We start from the raw sequence: 25,018 nt of genomic DNA, 5'->3' as shown, positions 1-25,018 counted from the left end.
AATATTATAGAACGAATTAAAGAGAATGATATGTACACTCTGAAGAAAAATATCGTCACGTTATGGGGCCTAGCAGCTTTGGCCCTACTGCTTAGCGTTTGCAGCTGTACGTTGTTAGGGCTCGAACTACAGCAGGACCACCAGCATGAGGTCAACATTTTATCCCCTGAACTCAATATGAATGCCTGGGATTTCATCAATACCCCATTGGAAGACACCTTGCGAAGCTTCAATCGATTCGTTGATGCTGTTGCGTATGCTGGATTGGAAGAAGAGTTTATCAAGCCAGGGCGTACGTTTCTGGTGTTTAACAACTATGCCATTTTACGGTATAACAGCAGCGGTAGCGTCAATTCAGGATGTTACTTTGGTAGGAATAGGGTACCGGAGATCGATGAAGAAGGGAACCCCGTTCTCAATGAAAATGGGGAGCTGGTGACACGCCCAGGGCGGAGCTGGGACGATTATCCCGTAGAGCAAGTGCGGGAGTTGCTGCTTTACCATATGTTGGAGGAAGAATATTCTTACCACAATTTGGGACCCGACAATACCGTGGCGCAGTCGTTGTCGCCGAACAGCGAAGCCAATCTCGTTTATTTGCAGATCCAGAACACGCAAACTTCAAAACTTGCCGTGAATGCTTTTCCTGGGTCTATACAAACCACACTTGCAAGGACAGCCAATTTAAAAGCGACCAATGGATATATCCATGTTTTTGATGCCTACCTCCGTTATGGGGTCGAAGCGCAATAATCACATGCACGGCAAAAAATGGTGGAAGGCTTACATTCAAGGCTGTATAGCGATAGCTGCCGCGTTGACAATAACGCCCATGGTTATGGAAGTGCAGGCACAATATACCGCAAAACCCAATATCGTCATTCTTTGTGTAGACGATCTGGGGTATGGCGATTTAAGCTGCTATGGCGGCGATATTCCCACGCCGAATATTGACCGAATAGCCAAACAGGGTATTCGCTTTACCGATTTCTACGTGGCGGCACCAGCCTGTACTCCTTCCAGGTATAGCATGCTTACCGGACGGTATCCCCAACGATCAATGCATGGGCTTACCCGTGCTTTGATGCCCGTCGATACGCAATACCTTGACACTTCAGAAAAGACGCTGGCTTACTACCTGCAAGCGCAGGGATACCATACCGCGTTGTTCGGTAAATGGCATTTAGGTGTTAACGATTCAACACACACGCTTAAGGCCCATGGATTTAATGAGTTCGTAGGCTTTATGGGCGGCTGTGTGGATTATTTCACTCACGGGTACGGCCCGATGGGGCATGATTGGTCTGTTAATGGTGAGCAAAGGCGAGAGGAGGGTTATGCTACAGATCTGATTACCGACCATGCTATTGGATTTATAGCCGATAGGGACCGTGGCCAATCCCAGCCGTTTATGGTGCTGCTTGCGTATAATGCTCCCCATTACGGCAAAACCGATCCTAACCACATCGTCCCCCATACGATCGCGCTTAGCCATGGGAAATATCAGGGCTACAGTGTGATTAACTCACTGCAGGCGCCGCAATCGTATGCACAAAAGGCTGCGGCTATCGAAGATCCGTACAGACGGGTCTATGCAGCCATGATCATGAACCTCGATGATAATATCGGGCGGGTGCTTGATGAGCTAGAGAAACAGGCGGCATTGCAAAATACCATGATATGGTTTATGTCGGATAATGGGGGGTATTCAGAAAGCTTCTTCGGGCATGCAGACAACGGTGGACTTCGTGGGGAGAAAGGTACGGTGTGGGAAGGAGGGATACGGGTGCCCGCGATGGTCATGTGGATCGAAGGGATTAGTGGTGGTAAGGTGGTGGATGTTCCCGCATGCAATATTGATTTGCTTCCTACATTGGCAAAGGTAACCGGTTTCCAAGAACTCGTAGAACCTGAGTATATAGACGGGATAACCATCAGCAATGTGCTGCACGGAAACCTTGAAACGCCAGAGAGACCACTGTATTGGAGGTATCGGAAACAAACGGCGTTGCGGCAAGGCGATTGGAAGCTGGTTAACGGCAAGGAACTATATAATTTAAGGTCAGATAGGGCGGAAACGTCTGATATGGCGGCGGTTTACCCGGAAAAGGTCATCGAATTGCAAGCGCGCTTTAAGCAAACTGAAAATCAGTTTAGGCAGGACAGTATGGTGCACATCCAACATGCCGCTGAGGATTACCAGATTGTTGCGGATGATGCGGCGTGGTGTTGGTTTTCTGATCCTAGGGCGGTATACTATAAAGGCAGCCGCGAGCAGATTTTTTATGGTTACATCAATAGTAAGGGCGATGTGGTCATCTGTGCAAGAGACTTATCTACCAAGGCAGTGGAAACCTTTGTGTTGCACGAGCGACTACAAGTCGACGACCATAACGTCCCTGCTATCCTGATACTTCCTGATGGGCACTTATTGGCATTTTATACGGAGCACAACGGCCGTTTCTTCATGCGCAAAAGCAAAAAGCCAGGGGATATCAGCGCGTGGCATGAAGAGCGGGTCATTCCATTTGGTGGCTCCCGTAATACGTATGCCCATCCTGTGATGCTGTCTGGTGAAGAAAACCGTATCTATGTATTTTGGCGGGGTAGTGATTGGCAGCAAACCTTTGCCTTCAGTGACGACGGCGGGGAAACGTGGAGCTGGCCGCAAGTATTGCTCGTCAGCGAAGGTACACGGAATCGGCCCTACCTGAAGGTCAGTTCGGATGGGCATGGTCGAATTGATTTTATCTTTACGGATGGTCATCCAAGCGTAGAACCGACCAATTCTGTTTATCATATGTATTATGAGCAGGGAATTTTTTATCAGACAGACGGTAGCCGGATCAGTGACGTGGCGCAGTTGCCGCTTTCACGCGAAGCTGTTGGTAAAGTATACGACGGTCGGGCAAGCGGTATCAGAAGCTGGATAGCCGATATAGCCTTGAATAGTCAAAGGAATCCGGTCGTATGCTACATGCGGTATCCTAAAGACACCGATCACCGGTACCATTATGCTTGGTGGGATGGTAAACAATGGGTAGACGAAGAAATATGCAAAGCAGGAGGATGGATACCGCGGGTAGCACCAAGTGAACGAGTAAAGGAACCACATTATTCCGGCGGTATCGTTTTAGATCATAGCAATGCTAATCACGTTTACCTATCACGCGAAGTGGGTGGGCGCTTTGAAATAGCTCATTTTTGGCGGCAGAATACGCAGTGGCACAGCAGCCCATTGACAATGGGATCGCTCATTGACAGTGTGCGTCCATATGCGGTTAAAATGCCAACGGGCAAGCCACCGGTCCTCCTGTGGATGACAGGCCATTACAGCCATTACACTGAATTTAACACGGAGCTGCGAATCAATGCGGTTAAAGGAGATAAGGAAGAGGAGCAAGAATGACGAAGAGCAACAAGCAAGAGCGCTATAAGTGGAGCAGAAGACATGTATTGACGACGTTGGGGCTTACAGGGCTAGCCATGGCGCCTGGTATGCCACAGGCAGTTGGGAAATCGAATAACACCACAGTTGTCACGTGTGCAACGTTGCAGGAGCTGATTGATTTGGAACTGAAACGAGGGATGGTCGTCCAAACCTTTGGATATTATCAGGCCGGTGATGGAGGTGCGGCGTGGTATCGCATTGATGCGCAGGAAGGAAAGGGCGAAATGCAGGCAGGTATCGTACCGCTAAGCAATGGGCTGGTCGCTTTGCTGCTCCACAACCAAGCAGTCAACTACAAGATGTTTGGGGCCGTAGGCGATGGTGTACACGATGATGGGGTTGAAATCAAACGTACACACGAGTATGCCAACAAGCATAATATCCCTGTCATTAACCTACATGGTGAGTATTGGATCAAGGAAACAAACGGTATTACAATCCTGACCAACGTCACATGGGGACATACCATTTTTCACATAGATGAGCATTTCAACGTCAAGGGAATCGGCAAGTTTGTGGTGCAAAGCAGAAAAGAAAAGCACGAAATACACCTCAACAACGAGCAAAGGAAAGAATTTCTGGAAGCGCTAAGACCAGGGATACGTCTTTTACCTCAATTAGCACCTTACAGAAACGCATTGATTAACATTCGGGACAATAATGACCGCATCGGTTTCCGTGCCGGAGCCAAGTATAAGGGACAGTCTTGGGCTCGGGAAGAGCTGTTTTATGTGGAGGAGCACGGCTGCGTGGTAGGAGATATCGCTTGGGAATTTAAAGACTATACCAGTTTGATGGTTTATCCATGCGACGACAATTACCTGGTTATCGATGGGGGTACGTTTTATCTTTCGGGCGATAGCCCTGGGACGGTTTACAACGGGTATAAGAGTAATGGCATTGTCGTGAATCGCAGCCGCACCATCATACGCAATCAGTGGGTCGGTCTGGAAGAAGGGCGACATGACGTTGCCATAACTCCGCGGACTGGTTTCTACACATTTTTTATGGTATATGACGTAACGTTAGAAAATGTTCGACTAATCCCCTGGGAACAGAACCGCGAGGGAACTGACCGGGATGTGCCGGCTGGAACGTATGGCATCAGTGCTGGACGGATGTTGAATGGTACATTCAGGAACGTGACTGCAGAGGGCGGCCCGGTACATTGGGGCGTTTTCGGCACAAACTTGAATAAAAACTTCCGGATTGAACGGTGCAAGCTTAACCGGATTGACGTACATTTTCATTGCTGGAACCTCTGTATCACCGACTCTAATATCGGATACCGTGGTATATCCGTTACCGGAGGGGGCGAACTCCTAATCAAGCACACGGTCTGCCATAACCAATCGTTCGTCAATTTCCGTCGAGATTTCGGTTCGAAATGGGATGGATGTATCCGGATAAACAATTGCCGTTTCGTGCCACCCCTGAATGTAAGCAGCGCCGTACTCAATTTCCATCCACTCGATGCCGACTACCGTTATCCTATAAGCTTGGGCCGGTCTATCCGGGTGGAAGATCTGGTCATCGATTTGGGCCCCGAGTCCTCATCACAGCGTCCTTGTTGGCTAGTCATCGCGCCCGAGATGTCAAAAATGTCAAATGGCGATCACCTCTTTTTCCCTAGGGAGCTGGTTTTTCGTAATATATCGGTGATAAACAGCGGACATGGGGTAAGGTTGATGAAGTTGCACAAGCCCCAACATTACCGTGTCGATTTACCAGGGGGATATAATGAGGTGCAGCTCTACACAAATGCGCAAATCAGATTTGAAAATATTCAATTGGAAGTATTGAACGCAACAGCTTGTAACACCGATGCTCATCTTACAGTGGTTCCTGATTACGAGCAGCCGTATGTACATGAATACGCGTTATATCCCAGTATTCATATTGTGGACTGTAAAGGATTTCTGGGAATATTGAAAGGAAGTGTTGCTGAAATCTTATTTAATCGGTCATCCATTAATGGTTTAGAATGTGGCGACACTGAGGCTATGCAGGGAAGTTTGTTTTTTCAAAATTGTGTTTTTCAGCCGGTGTCCGATACTGAAACCAATAAATTTTATAGCCTTGAAACATCATTGGGGACCAGTTTTACAAATTGTCTGGTGCACGCCCCTGTGATAAACGGAAGACGCAGGTGCGATCTGACAGATTGTTATGGGTTCCTAGCCATTAACGAGTACGTGCTATACAATCACGTAAACACCAGGCTTGGCAGGGATATCATTAACCACTTGTCCGCGATTGGCGACACCGTCCATCCAGATTTTATTGCAAAGCTCAAAAGTCATCACGAGCTCGAACCTCCCGGCGTTACAAATAGCTAAACATGATACGTTTAGACGCTAAGATGCTTAGGAACAGGCGGGTGGCGTTAGGGCCCGGCAGGCATATCCCAGCGGCCGTTGTCTTTGGCCCCACTAAAATTACCATTACGTCCAAAATAGGCGCAGTTTAAAGTTGCATCTTGCCATTGCAAAGTTTTTAATGAAAGTCTTGCATTTTAAGAATTGTTTATTTTAATTAGTGGGTACGGTACCAATTATTGAAAATATAAGTTGAATTTTTAATAACAGAAAAGTATTTGTGCTATTTTTTATCTAACGTGTACGTACACGTTCCCAAATGAAAACGAATTTTTTATGAATTTATCAAACACAAGAAGAAAATTTTTGATAGACTTTGCTGCATTAGGTGCCGGTTTTTCCTTATCAACCCTACCCATTATGGGCAAGGAACAACCCGTGTCCCCGGGCAAGCGGGTTGGAATAATTGGGCTAGATACTTCCCATAGCTTAGCGTTTAGCAAGGTGCTCAATGCGGCTGATGCCAGTCTTGAGTTGAAAGGCTATAAAGTCGTAGCGGCTTATCCTTACGGAAGCCGGACGATAGCGAGCAGCGCGAAGCGTATTCCTGGGTATATCGATGAAATGAAAAGTCTGGGAGTGCGTATTGTAGATTCTATTGCGGAATTGTTGGAACAGGTTGATGTTGTGTTATTGGAAACCAACGATGGTCGGTTGCATCTGGAACAAGCATTGCCTGTGTTTAAAGCCGGCAAACGTTTGTTCATAGACAAGCCGATTGCCGCCTCATTGGCCGATGCGAAGGCTATTTTTGAGGCATCGGAAAGGTATGGCGTTCCGACGTTCTCATCATCATCTTTACGCTACCTAGAGAACATTCCCGATCTTAAATCAGGCAAGCTTATCGGAAGTATTACCGGTGTCGATGCATTTGCTCCAGCCACATTGGAACCGTCACATCCCGATCTGTTTTGGTACGGCATACATGGCATTGAGATTTTATATGCGGTCTTAGGAACCGGTTGTCAGGAGGTCCGGCGGATATATGCCGCTGAAACAGATATCGTGGTAGGCACCTGGACGGACGGTCGTGTAGGAGTTTTCCGGGGGCTAAGGAGCGGGAAAAACGGGTATGGAGGGATGGCCTATGGAGAAAAAGGACAGGCCGTTATTGGGAAATATTCTGGATATCTTCCTTTGCTCTACCGTATCGTTGAATACTTTGATACAGGCGTAGTGCCTGTAAGTCCCGCCGAAACATTAGAATTGGTGGCCTTTATGGAGGCCGCAGACTTGAGCAAGCGTAAGGGGGGTGGACCCGTCAATGTACAAAAACTATTAAGTTAAGTCGGTTGGCATGGATAGGAGATTTTTTTTAAAAAGCAGCGCATATGGATTGGCAGGGCTTACGATGGTCGCCCTACCGGTCGGGCACATATTGGCTAACCAATTGGCTAACCAGAGACGTCCATTGGCTGTTGGCATCATCGGATTTGGTAGTCGGGGCTCCGGTATTGCCAGTATTATCCGAACCGTCCCGGGTATAGTGCTCCATGCATATAGCGACATTCTGGAGAGCCAGTTGCAATTAGCCGGCAGGCAATTCACTGAAGCTAAAGCGTATGCTGATTACCGGAAGTTGCTGGAAAATCCCGCTATTGAAGCGGTTATCATTGCGTTACCCGAACATCTGCATTATCCGGCCGCTGTGGCAGCGTTACAGGCAGGAAAGCATGTCTATCTCGAAAAAACGATGGTACACACCATGGAGGAGGCCGAACGGCTCGTGCAGACAGCTGCGCGTTATCCCAAGCAGGTATTGCAGATAGGCCACCAATACCGCTATTACCAATTATACCATAGGGTGTTAGAAGTAATCCGTGAAGGTTTCATCGGCGATGTAAAGCAATATGAATGTCAGTATCACCGTAACTCAGATTGGCGACGGCCGGTATCAGACCCTAAACTGGAAAGACAGATAAATTGGCGGATGTACAAAGAATACTCCGGCGGACTGATGACGGAACTTTGCGCACATCAGGTCGACATCCTCAACTGGTTTAATGGAAGTCCGCCAGCGTCCGTAGTCGCTATTGGGGGCATTGATTACTGGAAGGATGGCCGTGAGACTTACGATAATATACGAGCCATATATGCCTATCCAAACGGGGTAAAAGCCAGTGTAAGTTCAATTCTTAGCAACGCATACAACGGCTATTCTATACGGATACTGGGCAGTAAGGGGACAATAGTGGTCCAGCGCACCAAAGCACTGGCTTATCCTGAATCGGTAAAAGCGCAATTAACCACTGTTGACGGCGTAACCGGCGCGACGGCAGAATCCTGGGGACAAGGGAAACCCCTGGAGTTAACGTTTAGCAACCAAGATGGTCAAAACCGGGATCCTACGGCCTATGCACTAATGGATTTTGTCTCTTGCATAGGCGAGGGCAGAAAACCATTTTCCAATGTAGAAACCGGAAAGGATACGGCAAAGGCAGTGCTACTAGCTAATAAAGCTGCGGAGCAAGGGACCATGCAGTATTTGATTTGATTTGCCGATGCCATATGATTACTATTGCCTTAGCTAAAAATAGTTATCCGGCTGTACCTAATTTACGTTATCCGGCCGTCAAAGACCCCGCTTGCCGCCGTGGAGTGTGGTGGCACGCACTAGTTAGACCAGCGGCTTGTAAATGCCGGAGGATACATAACGCATCTGCAAAAGAATGAAAGGTGATAGAAGAACACTATATAGAAAGGATCGTTGGTTCATCTCGATCAACCTGTCTGGTAATTTCCCCGTATGAACGGGAGGTTTGAATTAAAACATTGGACGCTACGTAACGATAATGGAAACTAAAAAGTTGATCAAAAGCTCAATTGCCGACAATATTCGGCCTTACGTTGTCGATCAAATACCGAAAAGCTGCCAGCAATAGGTGAATGTTTGGTAGCCATAATGCCCCGTATTAAGAACCAGTCCGCCAATCAGCGATAAAACTATGGAAATTTGGATTCTTAACATGTCGACTAAGATTAAAGTCACGACCAATAAACTTATGCTAGCCGGTGTGGTTTTCTGTATCATCATGCCACAAGTCTTGTATTCGCAAGGACAGATTGAACGCCGGAAAAATTACCTTGAAGAAAGTTTGCAAACGAGTATCAAACTAGCGCGACGGCTTATGGGGAGGCAACATTCGGGCACATCCTTTTGCAGGACCATGGAGATAGCGCTTATTTCAGGAGCATCAAAATAAGAAGGCTTTACTGAACGCCAATGTCCTAAAATGGCATCGCTTGCATTGCACAGACGCGTTATGTATTGACTGAAGGAGAAATCCGTTATATAATGATGAAAAATTATGTACTATCAAATAAAGTGCTTATCTTCGTGTACGTACACGAAGCGTTTTTTCTTCATTTTCGAATAGTTTCGAATGGAGACTTAGCCGGTATAGCCAATAATAAAACAACATAATTTAACATGAAAAATCCATTGGACTCAAGAAGAGATTTCTTAAAAAAAGCAGCAATTAGCTCAGCAGCATTTTCGTTGGGTGGGGTGCTCCCGGCTCTCAGTGCCAAAAGCTACCGGAATATTGTCGGTGCAAACGAACGCATCCGCGTGGCCATGATGGGGGTCAATGCGCGGGGGTTGGCGCTTGCTACAAACTTTTCTGCTCAATCCAATTGCGAAGTGGTTTACGTTTGCGATGTGGATAGCCGTGCCGCCGCAAGATGCGTGGAGCAAGTAGAGCGCAACCAAAACCGTAGGCCCAATACTGAGCCTGATATCCGCAAACTGCTGGAACGTAGCGATTTCGATGCATTGGTTGTGGCTACACCAGATCACTGGCATGCCCCTGCCGCAATTCTGGCGTCAAAAGCTGGTAAGCATGTGTACCTTGAAAAACCTGCCAGCCACAATCCGCATGAAGGTGAACTGGTGGTAGCAGCTCAGAAAAAATATGGCAACGTAATCCAGATGGGAAACCAACGGCGATCGTGGCCGAATGTGGTACAGGCTATCCAGGAGCTGCACGGAGGAATTATCGGTAAACCTTATTTCGCGAAAACTTGGTACACCAACAACCGCGCATCCATCGGCGTGGGAAAGCAAACGGCAATACCGGAGTGGCTGGACTATGAATTATGGCAGGGACCTGCACCACGTCGGCCTTATCAAGACAATCTAATCCACTATAACTGGCATTGGTTCTGGCATTGGGGGACCGGCGAGGCGTTGAACAACGGCACGCACATGGTAGATATCGCGCGCTGGGGGCTGCAAGTAGCTTTTCCAACAAAGGTTACTTCGTCGGGTGGGCGCTATCGGTACCGGGACGATTGGGAGACTCCGGATACTCAGGTGATCAGCTTAGAGTTTGGCGATAGCGGCACGATCACCTGGGAAGGGCGTAGCTGCGCTCCTAATCCGATTGAAGGTTCATCCGTAGGTGTTATATTTTATGGCGAAAAAGGCGCGCTGCAGATAGACGGCGGTAATTCTTATAAGGTTTACGATCTAAAAAACGAATTGCTCAAAGAGAAAAAGAATGATGTTGCAATAGACGCCCGTAACCCAACAAGCCCATCCCAGGCGTTAGACGCCATCCATATCCAGAACTTTTTTAGTGGCATTAAAAACGGAAGTCGGTTAAACGCAGATATTTTGAGCGGCCACATCAGCACGTTGCTGGTACAATTAGGTAACATTGCGCAACGTACGGGCGGAACGCTAGAGGTGGACCCATCCAATGGCCAGATCTTGAATAACCGCGAAGCTCGTAAACTGTGGAGCCGGGAATATGAAAAGGGTTGGAAACCGACAATATAACTAAATCAGTATTCATAACATGGCAGCTTCAGATACGGCAGTAAGCGTGGCATCGCTATCGCGCCGGGATACTACGGTTTCTATCATCATCATCGCCGGGATGTTTTTCATTTTCGGCTTCTTGTCGTGGATAAACGCCATTCTCATTCCGTACTTTAAAATCGCGTGCGAACTCACCCACTTCCAGTCGTACCTGGTGGCATTTGCGTTTTACATTGCTTATTTTGTAATGTCTATGCCCGCGTCTTACCTGCTTAAAGCCGTAGGATTCAAACGGGGGATGATGATTGGCTTTTTTGCGTTGAGCCTCGGGGCGTTCATCTTCGTGCCTGCGGCAGTGACGCGTACCTATGCGGTTTTTCTCATCGGTTTGTTTACCATCGGTGTTGGCTTAGCTATCTTACAGACCGCGGCCAATCCGTATATTACCATCCTTGGACCGAAGGAACGGGCAGCCCAGCGGATCAGTATTATGGGCATCTGCAACAAATTTGCAGGTATCCTGGCTCCGTTGCTCTTCGCCGCTGCCGTACTACGGCCTACGGATCAAGCACTGTTCGATAGCCTGGCCGCGATGCCGGATGATGTCCGGACTTCGGCGTTGGATGAATTGATCCGGCGTGTTATTATGCCTTACTCCGTTGTAGGAGCCGTACTCTTTATGATCGGGATCGGGGTGCGTTATTCTCCGTTGCCCGAGATCAATACGGAGGAAGAGTCAGCCGAAGTATACGCGGCCAATCACGGAAAAACCAATGTTTTTCAATTTCCACACCTGGTATTGGGAGCGATAGCGATTTTTATCCACGTTGGTGCGCAGGTCATTTCCATTGACACGATTATCAACTATGCGGGTTCAATGGGCATATCGCTTATCGACGCAAAGGTATTCCCTTCCTATACTTTGGCTATGGCCATCGTGGGATATTTCATGGGGATCGCTGTCGTTCCCCGTTGGATCAGCCAAACCAATATGCTGCGGCTTGTCACCGTCATGGGGGCGGTGCTGTCTTTATTGATCGTATTCACACGAGGAGATGTGACATTGCTCGGACATTGTACCGATATGTCCATATGGTTTGTGGTGTTATTGGGCATCCCGAATTCGCTTACCTGGGCGGGGATATGGCCCTTGGCGATCGATGGGCTGGGCAGGTTCACTAAGGTGGGCGCCTCGTTGCTGATTATGGGATTATGCGGTAATGCCATATTGCCTATGGTGTACGGGTATTTTGCCGATGTAGCAGGGCTCCGCGAAGCTTACTGGGTGCTGATGCCCTGTTACCTGTACTTGATTTATTATGCAATGTGGGGGCATAAATTGCGGAGGTGGTGATGGTATTATTGTTAATAGCAGATTAAATGTCAAAGAAATATAAGAAAATTGTAAACGGCCAGATAGCAACGCCGTACCGTATCATAAACGGTGGACAGTTGTTATTTGCCGATGGAAAAATAGAAGAATTGAGCGAAGGCAATATCGATGCACCTGACGCGGAAATCATCGATGCGGAAGGCCACTACGTTTCTCCCGGATTTATCGATATCCATGTGCACGGTGGTGGGAATGCTGATTTCATGGATGATAGCGTCGACGCATTCTGCCGCGTGGCAAACACGCATGCCAAATACGGCACAACGGCCATGCTCCCTACGGTATTAACCAGTACGAAGGAAGCGATCATCCGTTCGCTCCAAGTATACGAACAGGCGCAGAAGGCAGTAACGCAGGGCGCCCGTTTTTTAGGAGTACACATCGAGGGGCCATACCTGTCCATGGAACAGCGCGGGGCACAGGATCCCCGCTATATCCGTGACCCTGATCCTGAGGAGTATTTTGATATTCTCAACAGCTCGACAGCTATCAGGCGATGGAGTGTGGCGCCAGAAAAAAGCGGTGCGCTTACGTTCGGAAGGATATTGTGCGAACGGGGCATATTGCCGTCAATAGCCCATACCGATGCAATCTATGACGACGTTATCCGGGCGTTTGAGCACGGGTATTCTTTAGCCACACATTTTTACTCTGCGATGTCAGGGGTATCCCGCCGCGACGCTTACCGGTACGGTGGGGTGGTGGAAAGCGCTTTTTTGATTGATGAGATGGACGTGGAAATTATTGCTGATGGCAAGCATCTCCCAGCGGAGTTGCTGAGGCTGATTTATAAACACAAAGGACCCGAACACATCGCCTTGATCACCGACGCCATGCGTGCGGCTGCCATGCCTGAGGGAACAAGTATGCTGGGCAGCTTGGAAGATGGTATTGCGGTCATTGTCGAAGACGGTGTGGCGAAACTGCCGGACCGCACAGCGTTTGCTGGCAGCACCGCTACCGCAGACCGTTTGGTCAGGACTATGGTTACCCAGGCGGATGTGCCGTTGGTTGACGCAATTCGTATGATATCAGCCACACCAGCTCGAATTATCGGCGTGAACGACGTACTTGGCTCGCTGGTACAGGGCAAACAGGCCGATGTGGTTATTTTTGATAAAGATATTGTGGTCAGGAAAACAATTATCCAAGGTGATGTTGTTTATGACCGTGAATACCAATCCTTACCCGCATGAAAACTGGAAAAGTAGATTCATTAACTATATACCAATATGATAGCCGGAAGAGCATGGGACATGCCGCCGCTTCGGCAGTTGCTAAAACGCTGCAGGCGCTACTGCAAAAAAAGGACGCAGTGAACGTGGTATTTGCCGCAGCACCTTCACAGAATGAATTGTTAGAAGCCTTGGTAAATACACCGGTTATTGACTGGACGCGTGTCAACGCGTTCCACATGGATGAGTACATTGCTTTGCCCGACGATGCCCCGCAACGGTTCGGAAATTTCCTGAAAGAGCGCATCTTTGGAAGGCTGCCATTCCGGTCGGTTAATTACTTAAACGGCAATGCAGCAGACGCACAGCAGGAATGTAAACGTTATGCGCAAATGCTCCAAGAACGTCCCATCGACATTGTTTGTATGGGTATTGGCGAAAATTGCCATATCGCGTTCAACGATCCACACGTGGCAGATTTTCGTGATCCTGCCTGGGTTAAAGTTGTCGATTTGGATGGGGCGTGCAGGCAGCAGCAAGTCAATGACGGCTGTTTCCCCGCGCTCGAGTGCGTCCCTACCCACGCACTTACACTAACCATTCCGGCGTTGATGGCCGCATCATTTGTTTTTTGTGTCGTGCCCGGTGCAAATAAGGCCGCCGCGGTCCGTCATACGCTGACCGCAGCGGTCAATCCGAAGTATCCATCTACTGTGCTGCGGGAACATCAGAATGCCATCTTGTTCTTGGATAACGATAGCACACTTCAAGTGCAGCTGTAGATTTTAAAAAAATCTGGCGAAATATTCAGCGTTATGGTTACTTTAGCATTTTCATTAATTAGCCAATTTGAATAGCGAAACCAGGTTATGCGAAACGTTGCTGCGGAGATGCCCATGCCCAACAAAAAGACGCTGTGGAAAGTCATCGGTGCGTCCTCTTTGGGTACATTGATTGAATGGTACGACTTTTACATCTTTGGCAGCTTGGCCATCGTCATCTCGACAAAATTTTTTCCACCGGATAATCCTACGGCGGCATTCCTTTCCACATTGGCCACATTTGCCGCCGGCTTTGTGGTACGTCCTTTCGGGGCATTATTTTTCGGACGGCTGGGCGATATCATCGGTCGTAAGTACACCTTCATGGTCACGTTGCTGCTCATGGGCTTGGCCACCTGTGCCATTGGCTTGGTGCCGGGCTACGAAACGATCGGTTTTGCCGCACCGGTCATCGTGCTGGTGCTACGGTTGTTGCAGGGCTTGGCACTGGGGGGCGAATATGGTGGCGCGGCCACGTATGTCGCTGAGCATTCCGAGCCGCACAAGCGAGGGTTCCGCACTTCATGGATTCAAACCACTGCTACCTTCGGGCTATTTATTTCGCTGGCTGTGATTATGCTGACGAAAAGCAGCATGTCTGCTGAGGCGTTTGACGATTGGGGGTGGCGGGTGCCTTTTCTCATCTCGTCGGTGATGGTGGTGGTCTCTTATTTTATCCGCCGCAACATGGATGAATCGCCACTCTTCAAAAAGGCAAAAAGCGAAGGGAATACGTCCAGCAATCCGCTTCAAGAGTCTTTCGGTAATAAATACAACTTCAAATTCGTGCTGTTGGCGCTTTTCGGTGCTACGATGGGACAGGGGGTTATCTGGTATACAGGCCAATTTTATGCCTTGTCTTTCCTTCAAAGCGTATGTAAGGTCGATTTTGATCAAACCAATTATATCATCGGCTGCGCATTACTGGCTGGAACTGGATTTTTTGTGTTTTTTGGCTGGTTATCCGATAAAATCGGCCGGAAACCGATTATGCTGGCTGGCATGCTGCTGGCCGTTTTGACGTATCGACCGATTTATGACCGAATATATCGGTTAACGGATGTGGGAGAGAAACAGGAGCTGGTTGAGCAACGGCAAACCGTGGGGAAGACGGTGGTTAAAGTATACGATGACGGCAGTACAGCTACGCTGACTAGCCATGGCGATGAGGTCTCGCAAAACGTAAAGGTTGGGCCGCGTCCTTTTGTTTCCCTGGTGTTGTTGGTGTTTATCCAAGTCTTGTACGTCACCATGGTATATGGGCCGATAGCGGCTTTTTTGGTGGAGATGTTTCCGGTACGGATCCGCTATACCTCTATGTCATTGCCCTACCACATTGGGAATGGTATCTTTGGCGGTCTGCTGCCTGCAGTGGCTACCTATTTGGTTGCCAAAGCGCAAACTGCAAATCTCGTGCAGCATTCATCGGGTACTGTACCCTATGACAAGCCGCACTTGGAAGGATTATGGTACCCAATCATCATTGCGAGCGTTAGCTTTGTCATTGGGCTGCTATATATCAAAAACAAAAACCAGGATGTGCAGTAGTTAGTACCAATAGTGTAATTTGAGATGAATACGATAAAACGAATATTGGGTATTGTGTGGATTATACTGGGACTAGTGGCAGGGTATTATTTAATAGTCAGCCAGGCTATCCCTCAGTTTTCCAGCGGCAGGGCCGAAGATTTGGTGCCTGCTATTATCTATACGTTCATTCTGATGCCTATCATTACGGGGGGATTGTGTATCTTTGGGTGGTATGCATTCACCGGTGAATATCACAATGAAGATTGACCGGCAATGAGAACATTTACAGATGAACATCCAAATCAGAAAGTTATCGCTCAAGGATTATAACGGCCTTATCGACTCGATGACACAGGCATATGGCGGCATAGGAGGACTTTGGACGCGTAACAATATCAAGGATCTCATCACGTTATTTCCTGATGGTCAGCTTTGTGTGATTGTAGACAGCCGTGTTGTCGCCTGTGCTTTAGCCATTATTATCGATAGTCAGAAAACCGATATTACCGATCCTTACCGCGAGATAATTGCAGGGGGCACCTTTTCCACGCATGATCCTGAAGGCGATGTACTTTATGGAATTGAAATATTTGTCCATCCGGAATTTAGGGACTTACGGCTCGGCAGGCGGCTGTATGATGCCCGTAAGGAGCTTTGCGAGCATTGGAACCTCAAAGGCATCCTAGTGGGCGGCCGGTTGCCCAAATACCATGAAAACGCTGAACTAACGCCACGGCAATACATCGACAAGGTTAAGTTGAAAGAGATTTACGATCCAGCCTTGACGTTTCAGCTGGCAAACGATTTCCATGTAAAGAAAATTTTGAAAAACTACCTGCCCGGCGATACCGAATCGCTGGAATTTGCCACCTTGCTGGAGTGGAACAACATTTACTACGATCCCAAGACCAAGGCGGCATCACAGACGAAGCAGACCATCCGACTCGGGCTGGTGCAGTGGCAGATGCGGACCTTCCAGGATGTGGAGGCATTCTACGAGCAGGTCGAATTTTTTGTGGACGCGGTGAGCGGCTATGGCGCGGATTTTGCCTTATTTCCCGAATTTTTCAATACGCCGTTGATGGGGGCATACAACCATCTTCCCACCACGGAGGCGATGCGCGAGCTGGCTAAGCTTACCGAAGTGACCAAGCAATATATCCAGCGGCTGGCCGTTTCCTACAATGTCAACATCATAGCGGGTTCTATGCCATTTCTCGACGAAGCGAACAAGTTGTACAATGTTTCCTACCTCTGCCAGCGAAACGGGCGGACAGACGAGTACCGGAAGGTGCATATTACGCCTAATGAAACCAAGTACTACGGTATGTATGGAGGCGATCAGGTCCGCGTTTTCGATACCGATTGCGGCAAGGTGGGCATACTGATTTGTTATGACGTAGAGTTTCCCGAGCTGGGTCGCATCTTGGCCGACCAAGGATTGAAGATGCTGTTTGTGCCGTTTCTCACCGACACGCAAAACGGTTACACCCGGGTGCGCAACTGCGCACAGGCGCGGGCCATCGAAAATGAATGTTACGTAGCTATCGCTGGGTCCGTGGGAAATCTTCCCAAGGTAAACAATATGGATATCCAGTATGCACAGTCGGCTGTTTTTACTCCTTCGGATTTTGCATTTCCCACCAACGCCGTAAAAGCCGAAGCCACACCCAATGCAGAAATGGTATTGGTAGTGGATGTAGACTTGAATTTGCTCAAAGAACTAAATCGGTATGGCACGGTCCAGAACCTCACGGATCGCCGCCGAGATTTATACCGGGTGTCTTTAATTAAATAGCTTTCCGGTATCTTTTTTTTATTGCAGCATCACCCGTAGGTTAAATCCAAAATTGGCATACGACGTAGCGAACGTCTGTGACGTATACGGCCGCACAGAATTGCTGTCAAAGAAGAGGCGGATGTTGAACCGCTGGTTGATGACATAGTCTACTGAGGGGCGATAGGATATACTTTTGTTGCCTGCCGACACCTCCGATTCGTTGATATCCGAGCGGTATACCAGGGTTTTAAGGTCGTTTAATGATACGTCCAGCCGGAAATTGACGTCGTTGTTCATCCGGAAGTTGCTGAACCACCCAAACGGCATCTGAAAACCTGTCGCACGATAACCGGCACCCAATACAAACGATTGATCATTGAGCATCGCCAACTGGCTGTTTTGAAGACTCAGATTGAGCGTCCGTGCGCGGCGATATTCAGCATTGGCTGTTAGGTTATTTCTGAAACGGGCGTCAAATCCGATCAGTGGTATGAACTGTTCGAAGATTGAAACTTGTTGGAACTGGAATGCTGGCAGGAAATTCTCGTTGACATCTCGTTCGGCTGGCCATCCATTGGCCTCCGCGTAGCGGATCAGCGAATTATATCCATTGATAGAATAGCGGGAATTGTATCCATGCCGGAGCGTCAGCGAGGTAAGGAACTCGCTGAATAGCGGGATTCTTCCAAGTCCGGTGTACGTCACGTTCCAGTTCGGTATCGGAATTTCAGGGAAGCTACCTAGCCGGACACGCGATGCGTCCTTGCCCCTGTACGCTGCAAGGAATGCGTTGACAACCACATCTTGTGCGGTGCGGTCATAACCGTCAGCAAAGCCTCCGGCCTGTCCGGATGAATTTGGGTTCAACTGGCCAAGCCGCTGTGAAACGGCCTGCCGGTTGTTTTCAAAAGCACGGAAGAGCGACTCGTGGTCTTTAAATGCAGTGCCGATAGATAGATATGAAATACTGTAATTGCCGGTAGTTACAGGTGTTCGGCTCTGAAAAGCATTGTTTTGCGCCGAATATTGGAAAGAGGTGGTGTAGTTCTGGTTATTCAGCTTTATCGCAGTGAGCTCAATATTCAAGTCGCGTATGGGTTCAAGGATAGCCCGCATGGACAGATCTTCGGTCAAAGATGTCATGTAAAGCTGAGTTTGCAGCGTATCCATCGTGATCCAGCCATTGGCGGCCGCCCGAGCTCGGATATCACGCTGGCTACCGAATAGGAAACCCCAACCGGGAGCGTTGTGGTCAAAGTCATAGCCAAAGATATTGGTCTGTGGCGTGTAGCCAGGCAGGAATGTATTTTGCACCCGCGTGTAAGCGGCATTGACGTTTTTGATACTGGTAAGCAGCCCGGTAAAAAAGGCAGCGGAACCACTGGCATCTAACCCGGTGTGGTTTCGGATGAATGCAAACTTCCGGTATAATCTATCCATACTAAGCGTAGGGTTCACCTGGATGGTCCGCGAATTCTGGATACTGTTGCCCATATTGATGTCGGCGCTTCGCATGGATAGCAACGGTTCGGTTTGCCAGTTAAATTGAGCGCCATAGCGCGCATCCACATTTACCCAATCCATGCCGGGCAGTTTGTTGATAGGCAGGGTATAGGTGATGTTCATCATGTGGTTGTAGTCCGTAGTACGGCCTAAGCGCCAGAAATTTTCCCAGAGCGTATCGCGTTTGAGGCCGTCCATGCGTCCATCCGGTTCATCAACAATGGCGTAGTTTGTGGCATTGAAGTCAAGCTTCAGCGACTTGGTTAGGTTCCAACTGATGCCATATATACGGTTCATCGTGAAATTCTTGTTGTACAACGTACCCATAGCTGGCAGGAAGTTATCTGCCGAATTATTTATACGTAGCGTATTTTCGTTGTATATGCGATTTACATCGATGCGAAAATTGAGCAGCGAAGGCATGAGGTTAAAATTAACATCGCTGAGGATGCCCAAGTGCTTATTCTTAATCCATTTTCTGAATGGCTCAAACGTCAGGTCATCGTTGCTGGTAAAGGTATAGTCCAGCGCCGCACGATAGTTTTTTTGCAGCGCGACTTCCGTGAGGTAGTCACGATGGTAGTGCTGTGAATAGGCGTATGTAGCACTGAAATTTTCCACATCCCAAGGGCGCATGGGCTTGTCGATGTTGGTGCGAATTTTACGGACGTTGGTTAGGTTAAAAGCCCTGCGGGTGGTAAAGTCCTGTGTTACCCGGAGCAGTGAATCGCGACGATTGCGAGATAGGTTAGCTAATGCGCTGTTAAGTTCAATATCAGGCATAAGCGGGTTGTATTCAGGAGTGCCAACCTGCCGTGTATAGCTAAAAAACAATGGAATCCGCAAGCCGTAGTCGGCCGGAAAGAACTTGCCCAACTCGGCATTGGTCACCACGTCGAAATAAAGGTCGTCACTTCGGCTGCGCTCGCCAATGCGTTGTTCGATCGAGCCGAAGCCAATGGTGCTTTTGCTTCCAGAGAGCGTAACATTGGCAAAGTCGGCCAGTTGTGCATTCATCCGTGCGGTTACCGCCCAACCGCCCTTATCATCGAAATCGGTGAGCCGCAATTCATTGAACCAAAAGAGGCCGGATTTGTCGAGGCCGTCGTCGTCCGGCGTGCTTACTTCCGTTCCACGAAGCGGGTTCATTACCCCCAGCATATAGAAGCGCACTTTGCTGATGTCGGGCTGTCCGACGATGGTTACACGGTTTTCGCCATCGAAAAAGGTGAATGGCTCATCAATTGGCCAGGGCTGTCCGTTCCGCGTCGCACGATTACGGGCTTCCTTGGCTTCCTGAAATATACTGATGCGTACGTTCATCCGGTTTTCCTGTGGCCAAATCAATTCAGGGTCGCGCGTACCGGGTTGGGTAATTTTCAGCGGTATATCGTATTGATAGTAGTTATATTGGTCGTCTGTTCCAACGCGTACGAACGCCCTGAAGTCTCCATCTCGCAGATACGGGCCTTCCGCGTGGATAAACATTTCCAGGCGGCCATAAGCCCTGAAGTCATTGGTCGCTGTTCGGTACGCCGCACGGCCGTAGCCGTCGCGGAGATTTTTGACATCGAGGGACAGCGACTGCTCGTTAAGCTGCACATTATTGTTCAGGTTGCCCCAATCGAGCTGCCGTTCGATGCCGGGGGGCACAACATAAGGTATGGGCTGGCGGTTGCCGTTTTGCTCGATGTTAACGGCTGCTACCTCAAGGGCCGAATTATCGAGCGGTACATTGCCCATACTGGGATCGGCGATTACCTTAGCATTCGTGTTTTCTGAATTATATCGTCGCCATTCACCACGTACAAGCTGCAGTTGGCCCAATCGTACCACTGAAGTATCCGCAAAGTCTGTCATAAACATTCGGACAAAGCGGATGGACTTGAAATCTCGGATATCGCCTACCCGTTCTTGGTATTGTGCCAGTGGAATGCGGAATTGGTACCATTTTACCTGCTCCGTATTTCCGTTTGGCAGTCTCACTTGGGCAGTGTGCATGTCTGCGATGTAATTCTGACCCACCTGCATGTCCTGTGGACGGAGCGAGATCCGGTATTGATAGTACTCTTCGGCCTCGTTCATGTTGTTGTCTCGGTTGATGTCTTCGCCGTCAGGAAGGAGCGTGGACGCCGATGTTTCCACCCCGACGGACTGCTCCGGTGTTTTCGAGTTCCCCTCCGGCCCATTGAACCGCTCATAACGTTTCAGAATTCCGGCATTCTGATTGTCTAATTCGGGCCCGCGGAAGTACTGGAAGTTGTCGCCCGAAGGATCGTTCATCAGTTCCTGTGTCGCGGCTGGCGTGAGCAACCCTTGCATCCGGCTCAGGAAGTCTCCGTGAAATCCCCGTTCATCCGCATCGCTCAGTCCATCCAATCCGATATCTTGTCGGGCACGTGCAACAGGGTCGTTGTCGAAAGCCTGGATGACGGGCTGCTGGCGAGGCACCCGCCCCCAGTTGGTCTCATCGATCTGGGAGAGGTCGCCCGAGGGTGACATGCCATTTTCCATGGCTTTCCGGCCGTCTTTTAAGATGTCTTCCGAGATGTTGCCGAGGTTGAAGTACAAGTCGCCGCCCTGTGAGCCTGGATTTGTAAGAAAGGGATCCATCATCCACAATTCGATAAACTCAATGTTCTGCGCTTCGAAATCGGGCGCATCAATCTTGCGGAACATGCCGCCCCACCGGCTGCGTGGATTGGCCAATGTACCGTCCGGGTTGACGCCGGTAGTCGTATAATTGTATGGTCCACGGACGGTAGGGTAGAACGCGAGATCTAGCGTAGAGAGGAAGATAGGCAGTCCAGTGGTCGATTCCCGGTAGGGGAATACCTCTTGTTCTAGCACCTCACGGACACGGTGGTTGGACAGTTCGTTGGCGTCGTTCCGGATGTGCTGCGGGGTGAGGTTGATGTTTCGGTAAAATATCGGGTCGATGTTGTAGAACGCCAATCGTGCACGGTTAAAACCATATTGAAGGTCGTCCATCAGCTGCGATTCGGGGAAGAGCTGCGGCGTACCGGATAGGTGCCACGTAAACGCGCCCTTGATGTCGATAAACGAACGGCTGTTTTCGAAATCGTCGATATAGGTAATTCCGCTTCGCGTGCCGGCGAAATTCAACGCGCGCGGGTGACCCGGCAATAGCTGCGCAAACTCTCCATAGAAAGAGATGGATGACGGCTCTTTGGTGTCAAGGAACGGGATTTTGTCCACCATACGGGTAAGCCACCGTGAAGGGGAGTTATACGCGAGATCCAGCCCCCACATCGTGTTGGAAATCGGTTCTTCTCCGATATTTACTTTTTGGGTAAGGGGCCTCTCAGTCAAGTTCATGATGGTTCCGCCCAGTTGCAGCTTGTCGTTTACCAGGTAGTCGAGCCGACCTCCCAACATGGTTCGCTGCTGTAAACCAAACAGCTGGTTGTTTTCCATCTTGATGCGGATCGGCTGTCCCGACTGCAACAGCGCTTGATTGAGAATACGCACCCTGCCGATATCATAGTCTACCATGAAATCCACGCCTTCCTGAAGTGGGGCTGGACCAGCAAACACCTGTACCGATCCGCGCGGCACATTGATAGCGCCTAACTGAAATTCCGTGCCCACTTCTGATTCGTAAGAACCTTTAATGAGGTAGCGGTTTTGGTTTGGGAAGTACTGCTGGGCAAGCACTTTAGTAGAGTCGTACAATGCTTGAAACGTATATTTCTCTATCAGGGCCTGCTCTGCGCCCGGCACAAATTGGCTGGCGAGGTCACTGCCAAACGGCTCGACCAGCGGGAACATGACCCGTCCGCGCTCGGGGTCAATGGTAATACCAGGCAGGAAGTCGAAGAAACCATCGGGTTGCTGGGCATTCTGAGGGTTGAGGCGGTCCAGACCAGTTAGCTGTATCCACAGTTTGTTTTGTGTACGCTGTCCTTCGTACATGACAGGGCGTTCCACGCCGCTTTCATCTTCAATACGGAAGATGTTGAACCGGAAGTTGTGCTGGCCTACACCATATGCGCCGATCGAATAGATGTTTTTCATCATCAGATCCCATATAGGCAGATTGGTTTTCAGGATTTCATTTTTCAGCAGCTTGGCTACCAGCATGGTGGGTTGCGACGGCGTTACGGGCACATCGGTAGAAAATTCGCCCACTTGGTATTCCCGTCCGCCGGCGGTATACCGATAAGCCACGGCCAACACTTGGTCATTGTTTAGCGGCATGTTGAGCGAGATAAAGCCCAGCCGCCGGTTTACTGTGTATTCTGTGCCTTCGCGGAGCTTACGGGCATAGGTGAGTTTGGCGTAGTTATCGTTGCGGCCGGTTGCCGCAAAAAACCGCTGTATGGCATTAGATTGCGTTTCCCTAAACGTGTTGTCGAATATAGTGAGTTGCTGCATCAGGTTATTAGACACCTGAGGGCTCAGTTCGCCCGGAATGCCCGTAGAGGGATAGCGGGAGCTACCAGGGGTAATTTGCGCCGTATTGTAAGGCGCGTATTCCCCCAGATCCATTAGCGCCAGTACGTCCCTGGAATCATTCACCGAATTGCTGCGGTTGCTGATCCAGACTTCAATCTGCGTGATGTTTACATCCGTTGTGAGAATCGGTGCCAGGGACATGGCGCGGTTGAAGTTCTCCCTGAAATATTGCGCCAGAAAATAGTGCTGGTTGTCTTCATACTCGTCTGCCTTTAATGCAAATTCGCTTTCCTGCGCCCCATTCTTAATGGTGATTTCCCGTTGTTGCGAACGTTGTTGGGAGAAGATCCCCGTCACATTCAACCGCCCGAATTGGAGCTGGGTCTTTAACCCGAACAGGGCTTGGGTGCCACTGATCAAGGTAGTGTTGAGCGGCATGCTCACATTGCCCAGTTCAATCCGTTTAATGATGTCGTCGTCTTTGCCGGTGTAGTCGAGGCGGATTTGGTTTTCAAAGTCAAATTGAGCTTCTGTATTGTAGTTAGTGGTCAGCTTAAGTCTTTCGCCGATCTGGCCGGTCAAATTCATCTGTATACGCTGGTCAAAGTCGAAACCCCACTGCCGGCGTTGCCGTTCATTGAACATGGGGTTAGCATTCTTGTTATGCTGCGCCATTATGCTGACGTCAGCACTCCCGCGGGGGATGATATCAATGGTATTTCCGCCGAAAATCTTTTCAAAAGCCTCACTCTGCACATAAATAGTCGGTATCAGCCGATCTTGCCGGTAATCGGATAGTTGCTTGTCCGAAAGTTCCCGCCAATAATTTCGCTTTAACAGGTTGCTTTCGTACTGCTGATACTCATCGATGGTCATGTATTGGGGAGGACGGTATAAGCGGCTCCCCAATTTTTCTCGGATGATATACTGCCTGGTCAGTGGATCGAAAATAACCTCGCGGTCGATGTTTGAAGGAAGGCCTAAATCGAGTGCACCCTTTTTCTGATATAGATTGAGAAAAGGTAAGTCTTTTAGCGGATACCGGAGCTTTACGCTATCGCGCTTCACCGAATCAGCGGGCGTCTGCGCGGCAAGAGTGCCTGCAATAGCCGGAAAAAAAGGCAAGAGGAGCAAAAATAGGCGAAACGTTATTGTGCTTTTCAAACTAGGTAGACTTAATAGCAGATTAATCCCGGAGCCAATTTATATAAAATTCATCATAGTTTTTTAAGGGCTTCTTTAATGAGCGCTTCCACGGTCAGATCGGGGTTCGCCTGTGAGATGGCAGTCAGTACTTTTTCCGCTTGGACACGTACAAATCCCAGCATGACTAACGCAGTAAGCGCCTCCTCAGGTACGCTTTGCTGTCTCTGGATACTGATGAGCGAATCCGGTCCTTGCTTTTTGAGCTTGTCTTGCAGTTCCAGCACTAAGCGTTGGGCTGTTTTGGGACCGATACCCTTGATACGCTGTATCATCGGCACGTTTCCGTTGATGATAGCCGACTGGATTTCGTCCGGCGTAATCGATGAGAGTATCATCCTGCCAGTGTTAGGGCCAATCCCCGACACCGAAATCAGGTGCTCGAACAGACGACGTTCACCTTCTTCAGCAAATCCATATAGTGTATGCGCATCTTCTTTAACCTGGAAGCTGACGTACAGCTTGCATGGCTCGTTGTCCTGAATTTGCGAATAGGTATGCAACGAAATGTGTATACGATAACCGATGCCGCCTACATCAAGCACAACGTGTGTAGGCGCCTTGAAAACTAATCTGCCGTTCAGGTACTCATACATGGCT

At 49.1% G+C, this 25,018-nt stretch carries 14 protein-coding genes; 12 read left to right on the top strand and 2 right to left on the bottom strand.

What is annotated here, in order from left to right; all coding sequences use genetic code 11:
• Nucleotides 1–30: 30 nt before the first annotated feature.
• From ACFOET_RS11870 to ACFOET_RS11815, 12 genes are all read left to right on the top strand, one after another.
• The gene (locus tag ACFOET_RS11870) at nt 31–753 is read left to right on the top strand and encodes a fasciclin domain-containing protein (protein WP_379022872.1); all 723 of its coding nucleotides are present in this window, start codon (nt 31–33) and stop codon (nt 751–753) included.
• Nucleotides 698–3,409, top strand: coding sequence for a sulfatase-like hydrolase/transferase (locus tag ACFOET_RS11865; RefSeq protein ID WP_379022870.1), 2,712 nt, complete (start codon nt 698–700; stop codon nt 3,407–3,409). The genes ACFOET_RS11870 and ACFOET_RS11865 overlap by 56 nt, the downstream gene beginning before the upstream one ends.
• A complete protein-coding gene (locus ACFOET_RS11860) occupies nt 3,406–5,790 on the top strand; it encodes a hypothetical protein (RefSeq protein ID WP_379022868.1) in 2,385 nt (794 codons plus the stop codon). The genes ACFOET_RS11865 and ACFOET_RS11860 overlap by 4 nt, the downstream gene beginning before the upstream one ends.
• Before the next feature lie 315 nt (nt 5,791–6,105).
• Nucleotides 6,106–7,116, top strand: coding sequence for a Gfo/Idh/MocA family protein (locus ACFOET_RS11855; RefSeq protein ID WP_379022866.1), 1,011 nt, complete (start codon nt 6,106–6,108; stop codon nt 7,114–7,116).
• 10 nt (nt 7,117–7,126) lie between these two features.
• Nucleotides 7,127–8,323, top strand: a complete 1,197-nt coding sequence (locus ACFOET_RS11850) for a Gfo/Idh/MocA family protein (RefSeq protein ID WP_379022864.1) — start codon at nt 7,127–7,129, stop codon at nt 8,321–8,323.
• 936 nt (nt 8,324–9,259) lie between these two features.
• On the top strand, nt 9,260–10,612 hold the full coding sequence (locus ACFOET_RS11845) for a Gfo/Idh/MocA family protein (RefSeq protein ID WP_379022861.1): 1,353 nt from the start codon (nt 9,260–9,262) through the stop codon (nt 10,610–10,612).
• 19 nt (nt 10,613–10,631) lie between these two features.
• The gene (locus tag ACFOET_RS11840; RefSeq protein ID WP_379022859.1) at nt 10,632–11,948 is read left to right on the top strand and encodes a sugar MFS transporter; all 1,317 of its coding nucleotides are present in this window, start codon (nt 10,632–10,634) and stop codon (nt 11,946–11,948) included.
• Nucleotides 11,949–11,974: 26 nt separating this feature from the next.
• Nucleotides 11,975–13,183 carry an N-acetylglucosamine-6-phosphate deacetylase gene (nagA, locus tag ACFOET_RS11835; protein ID WP_379022857.1) on the top strand — a complete coding sequence of 403 codons (1,209 nt, stop codon included), beginning with the start codon at nt 11,975–11,977 and terminating at the stop codon, nt 13,181–13,183.
• The gene (locus tag ACFOET_RS11830) at nt 13,180–13,944 is read left to right on the top strand and encodes a glucosamine-6-phosphate deaminase (RefSeq protein WP_379022855.1); all 765 of its coding nucleotides are present in this window, start codon (nt 13,180–13,182) and stop codon (nt 13,942–13,944) included. Before nagA ends, ACFOET_RS11830 begins: the two co-directional genes overlap by 4 nt.
• 87 nt (nt 13,945–14,031) lie before the next feature.
• Nucleotides 14,032–15,531 (top strand): MFS transporter, encoded by a 1,500-nt coding sequence (locus ACFOET_RS11825; protein WP_379022853.1) that lies wholly within the window; start codon nt 14,032–14,034, stop codon nt 15,529–15,531.
• Nucleotides 15,532–15,555: 24 nt separating this feature from the next.
• Nucleotides 15,556–15,780 (top strand): DUF6814 family protein, encoded by a 225-nt coding sequence (locus ACFOET_RS11820; protein ID WP_379022851.1) that lies wholly within the window; start codon nt 15,556–15,558, stop codon nt 15,778–15,780.
• A 22-nt stretch (nt 15,781–15,802) separates the two neighbouring features.
• Entirely contained in the window at nt 15,803–17,311 is a 1,509-nt protein-coding gene (locus tag ACFOET_RS11815; protein WP_379022849.1) for a GNAT family N-acetyltransferase, read from the top strand.
• Between the two features lie 18 nt (nt 17,312–17,329).
• On the opposite strand, the gene sov is transcribed toward ACFOET_RS11815, so the two are convergent.
• Nucleotides 17,330–24,379 (bottom strand): T9SS outer membrane translocon Sov/SprA, encoded by a 7,050-nt coding sequence (gene sov, locus ACFOET_RS11810; protein WP_379022847.1) that lies wholly within the window; start codon nt 24,377–24,379, stop codon nt 17,330–17,332.
• A gap of 53 nt (nt 24,380–24,432) precedes the next feature.
• Entirely contained in the window at nt 24,433–25,014 is a 582-nt protein-coding gene (gene ruvA / locus ACFOET_RS11805; protein ID WP_379022845.1) for a Holliday junction branch migration protein RuvA, read from the bottom strand.
• Between the last annotated feature and the right edge of the window lie 4 nt (nt 25,015–25,018).

The sequence above is a fragment of the Parapedobacter deserti genome (assembly GCF_042646065.1).
Lineage (GTDB): Bacteria > Bacteroidota > Bacteroidia > Sphingobacteriales > Sphingobacteriaceae > Parapedobacter > Parapedobacter deserti.
This window is presented reverse-complemented; position numbering and strand designations above follow the sequence as displayed.

What these genes read in the sequence shown, in the direction of transcription:
- ACFOET_RS11850 (WP_379022864.1), top strand. Translation starts at nt 7,127, where the DNA reads ATGGATAGGAGATTTTTTTTAAAAAGCAGCGCATATGGATTGGCAGGG.
- ACFOET_RS11825 (WP_379022853.1), top strand. Translation starts at nt 14,032, where the DNA reads ATGCGAAACGTTGCTGCGGAGATGCCCATGCCCAACAAAAAGACGCTG.
- ACFOET_RS11845 (WP_379022861.1), top strand. Translation starts at nt 9,260, where the DNA reads ATGAAAAATCCATTGGACTCAAGAAGAGATTTCTTAAAAAAAGCAGCA.
- ACFOET_RS11840 (WP_379022859.1), top strand. Translation starts at nt 10,632, where the DNA reads ATGGCAGCTTCAGATACGGCAGTAAGCGTGGCATCGCTATCGCGCCGG.
- ACFOET_RS11860 (WP_379022868.1), top strand. Translation starts at nt 3,406, where the DNA reads ATGACGAAGAGCAACAAGCAAGAGCGCTATAAGTGGAGCAGAAGACAT.
- ACFOET_RS11820 (WP_379022851.1), top strand. Translation starts at nt 15,556, where the DNA reads ATGAATACGATAAAACGAATATTGGGTATTGTGTGGATTATACTGGGA.
- ACFOET_RS11855 (WP_379022866.1), top strand. Translation starts at nt 6,106, where the DNA reads ATGAATTTATCAAACACAAGAAGAAAATTTTTGATAGACTTTGCTGCA.
- ACFOET_RS11815 (WP_379022849.1), top strand. Translation starts at nt 15,803, where the DNA reads ATGAACATCCAAATCAGAAAGTTATCGCTCAAGGATTATAACGGCCTT.
- nagA (WP_379022857.1), top strand. Translation starts at nt 11,975, where the DNA reads ATGTCAAAGAAATATAAGAAAATTGTAAACGGCCAGATAGCAACGCCG.
- ACFOET_RS11870 (WP_379022872.1), top strand. Translation starts at nt 31, where the DNA reads ATGTACACTCTGAAGAAAAATATCGTCACGTTATGGGGCCTAGCAGCT.
- ACFOET_RS11830 (WP_379022855.1), top strand. Translation starts at nt 13,180, where the DNA reads ATGAAAACTGGAAAAGTAGATTCATTAACTATATACCAATATGATAGC.
- ACFOET_RS11865 (WP_379022870.1), top strand. Translation starts at nt 698, where the DNA reads ATGGATATATCCATGTTTTTGATGCCTACCTCCGTTATGGGGTCGAAG.
- ruvA (WP_379022845.1), bottom strand. Translation starts at nt 25,014, where the DNA reads ATGTATGAGTACCTGAACGGCAGATTAGTTTTCAAGGCGCCTACACAC.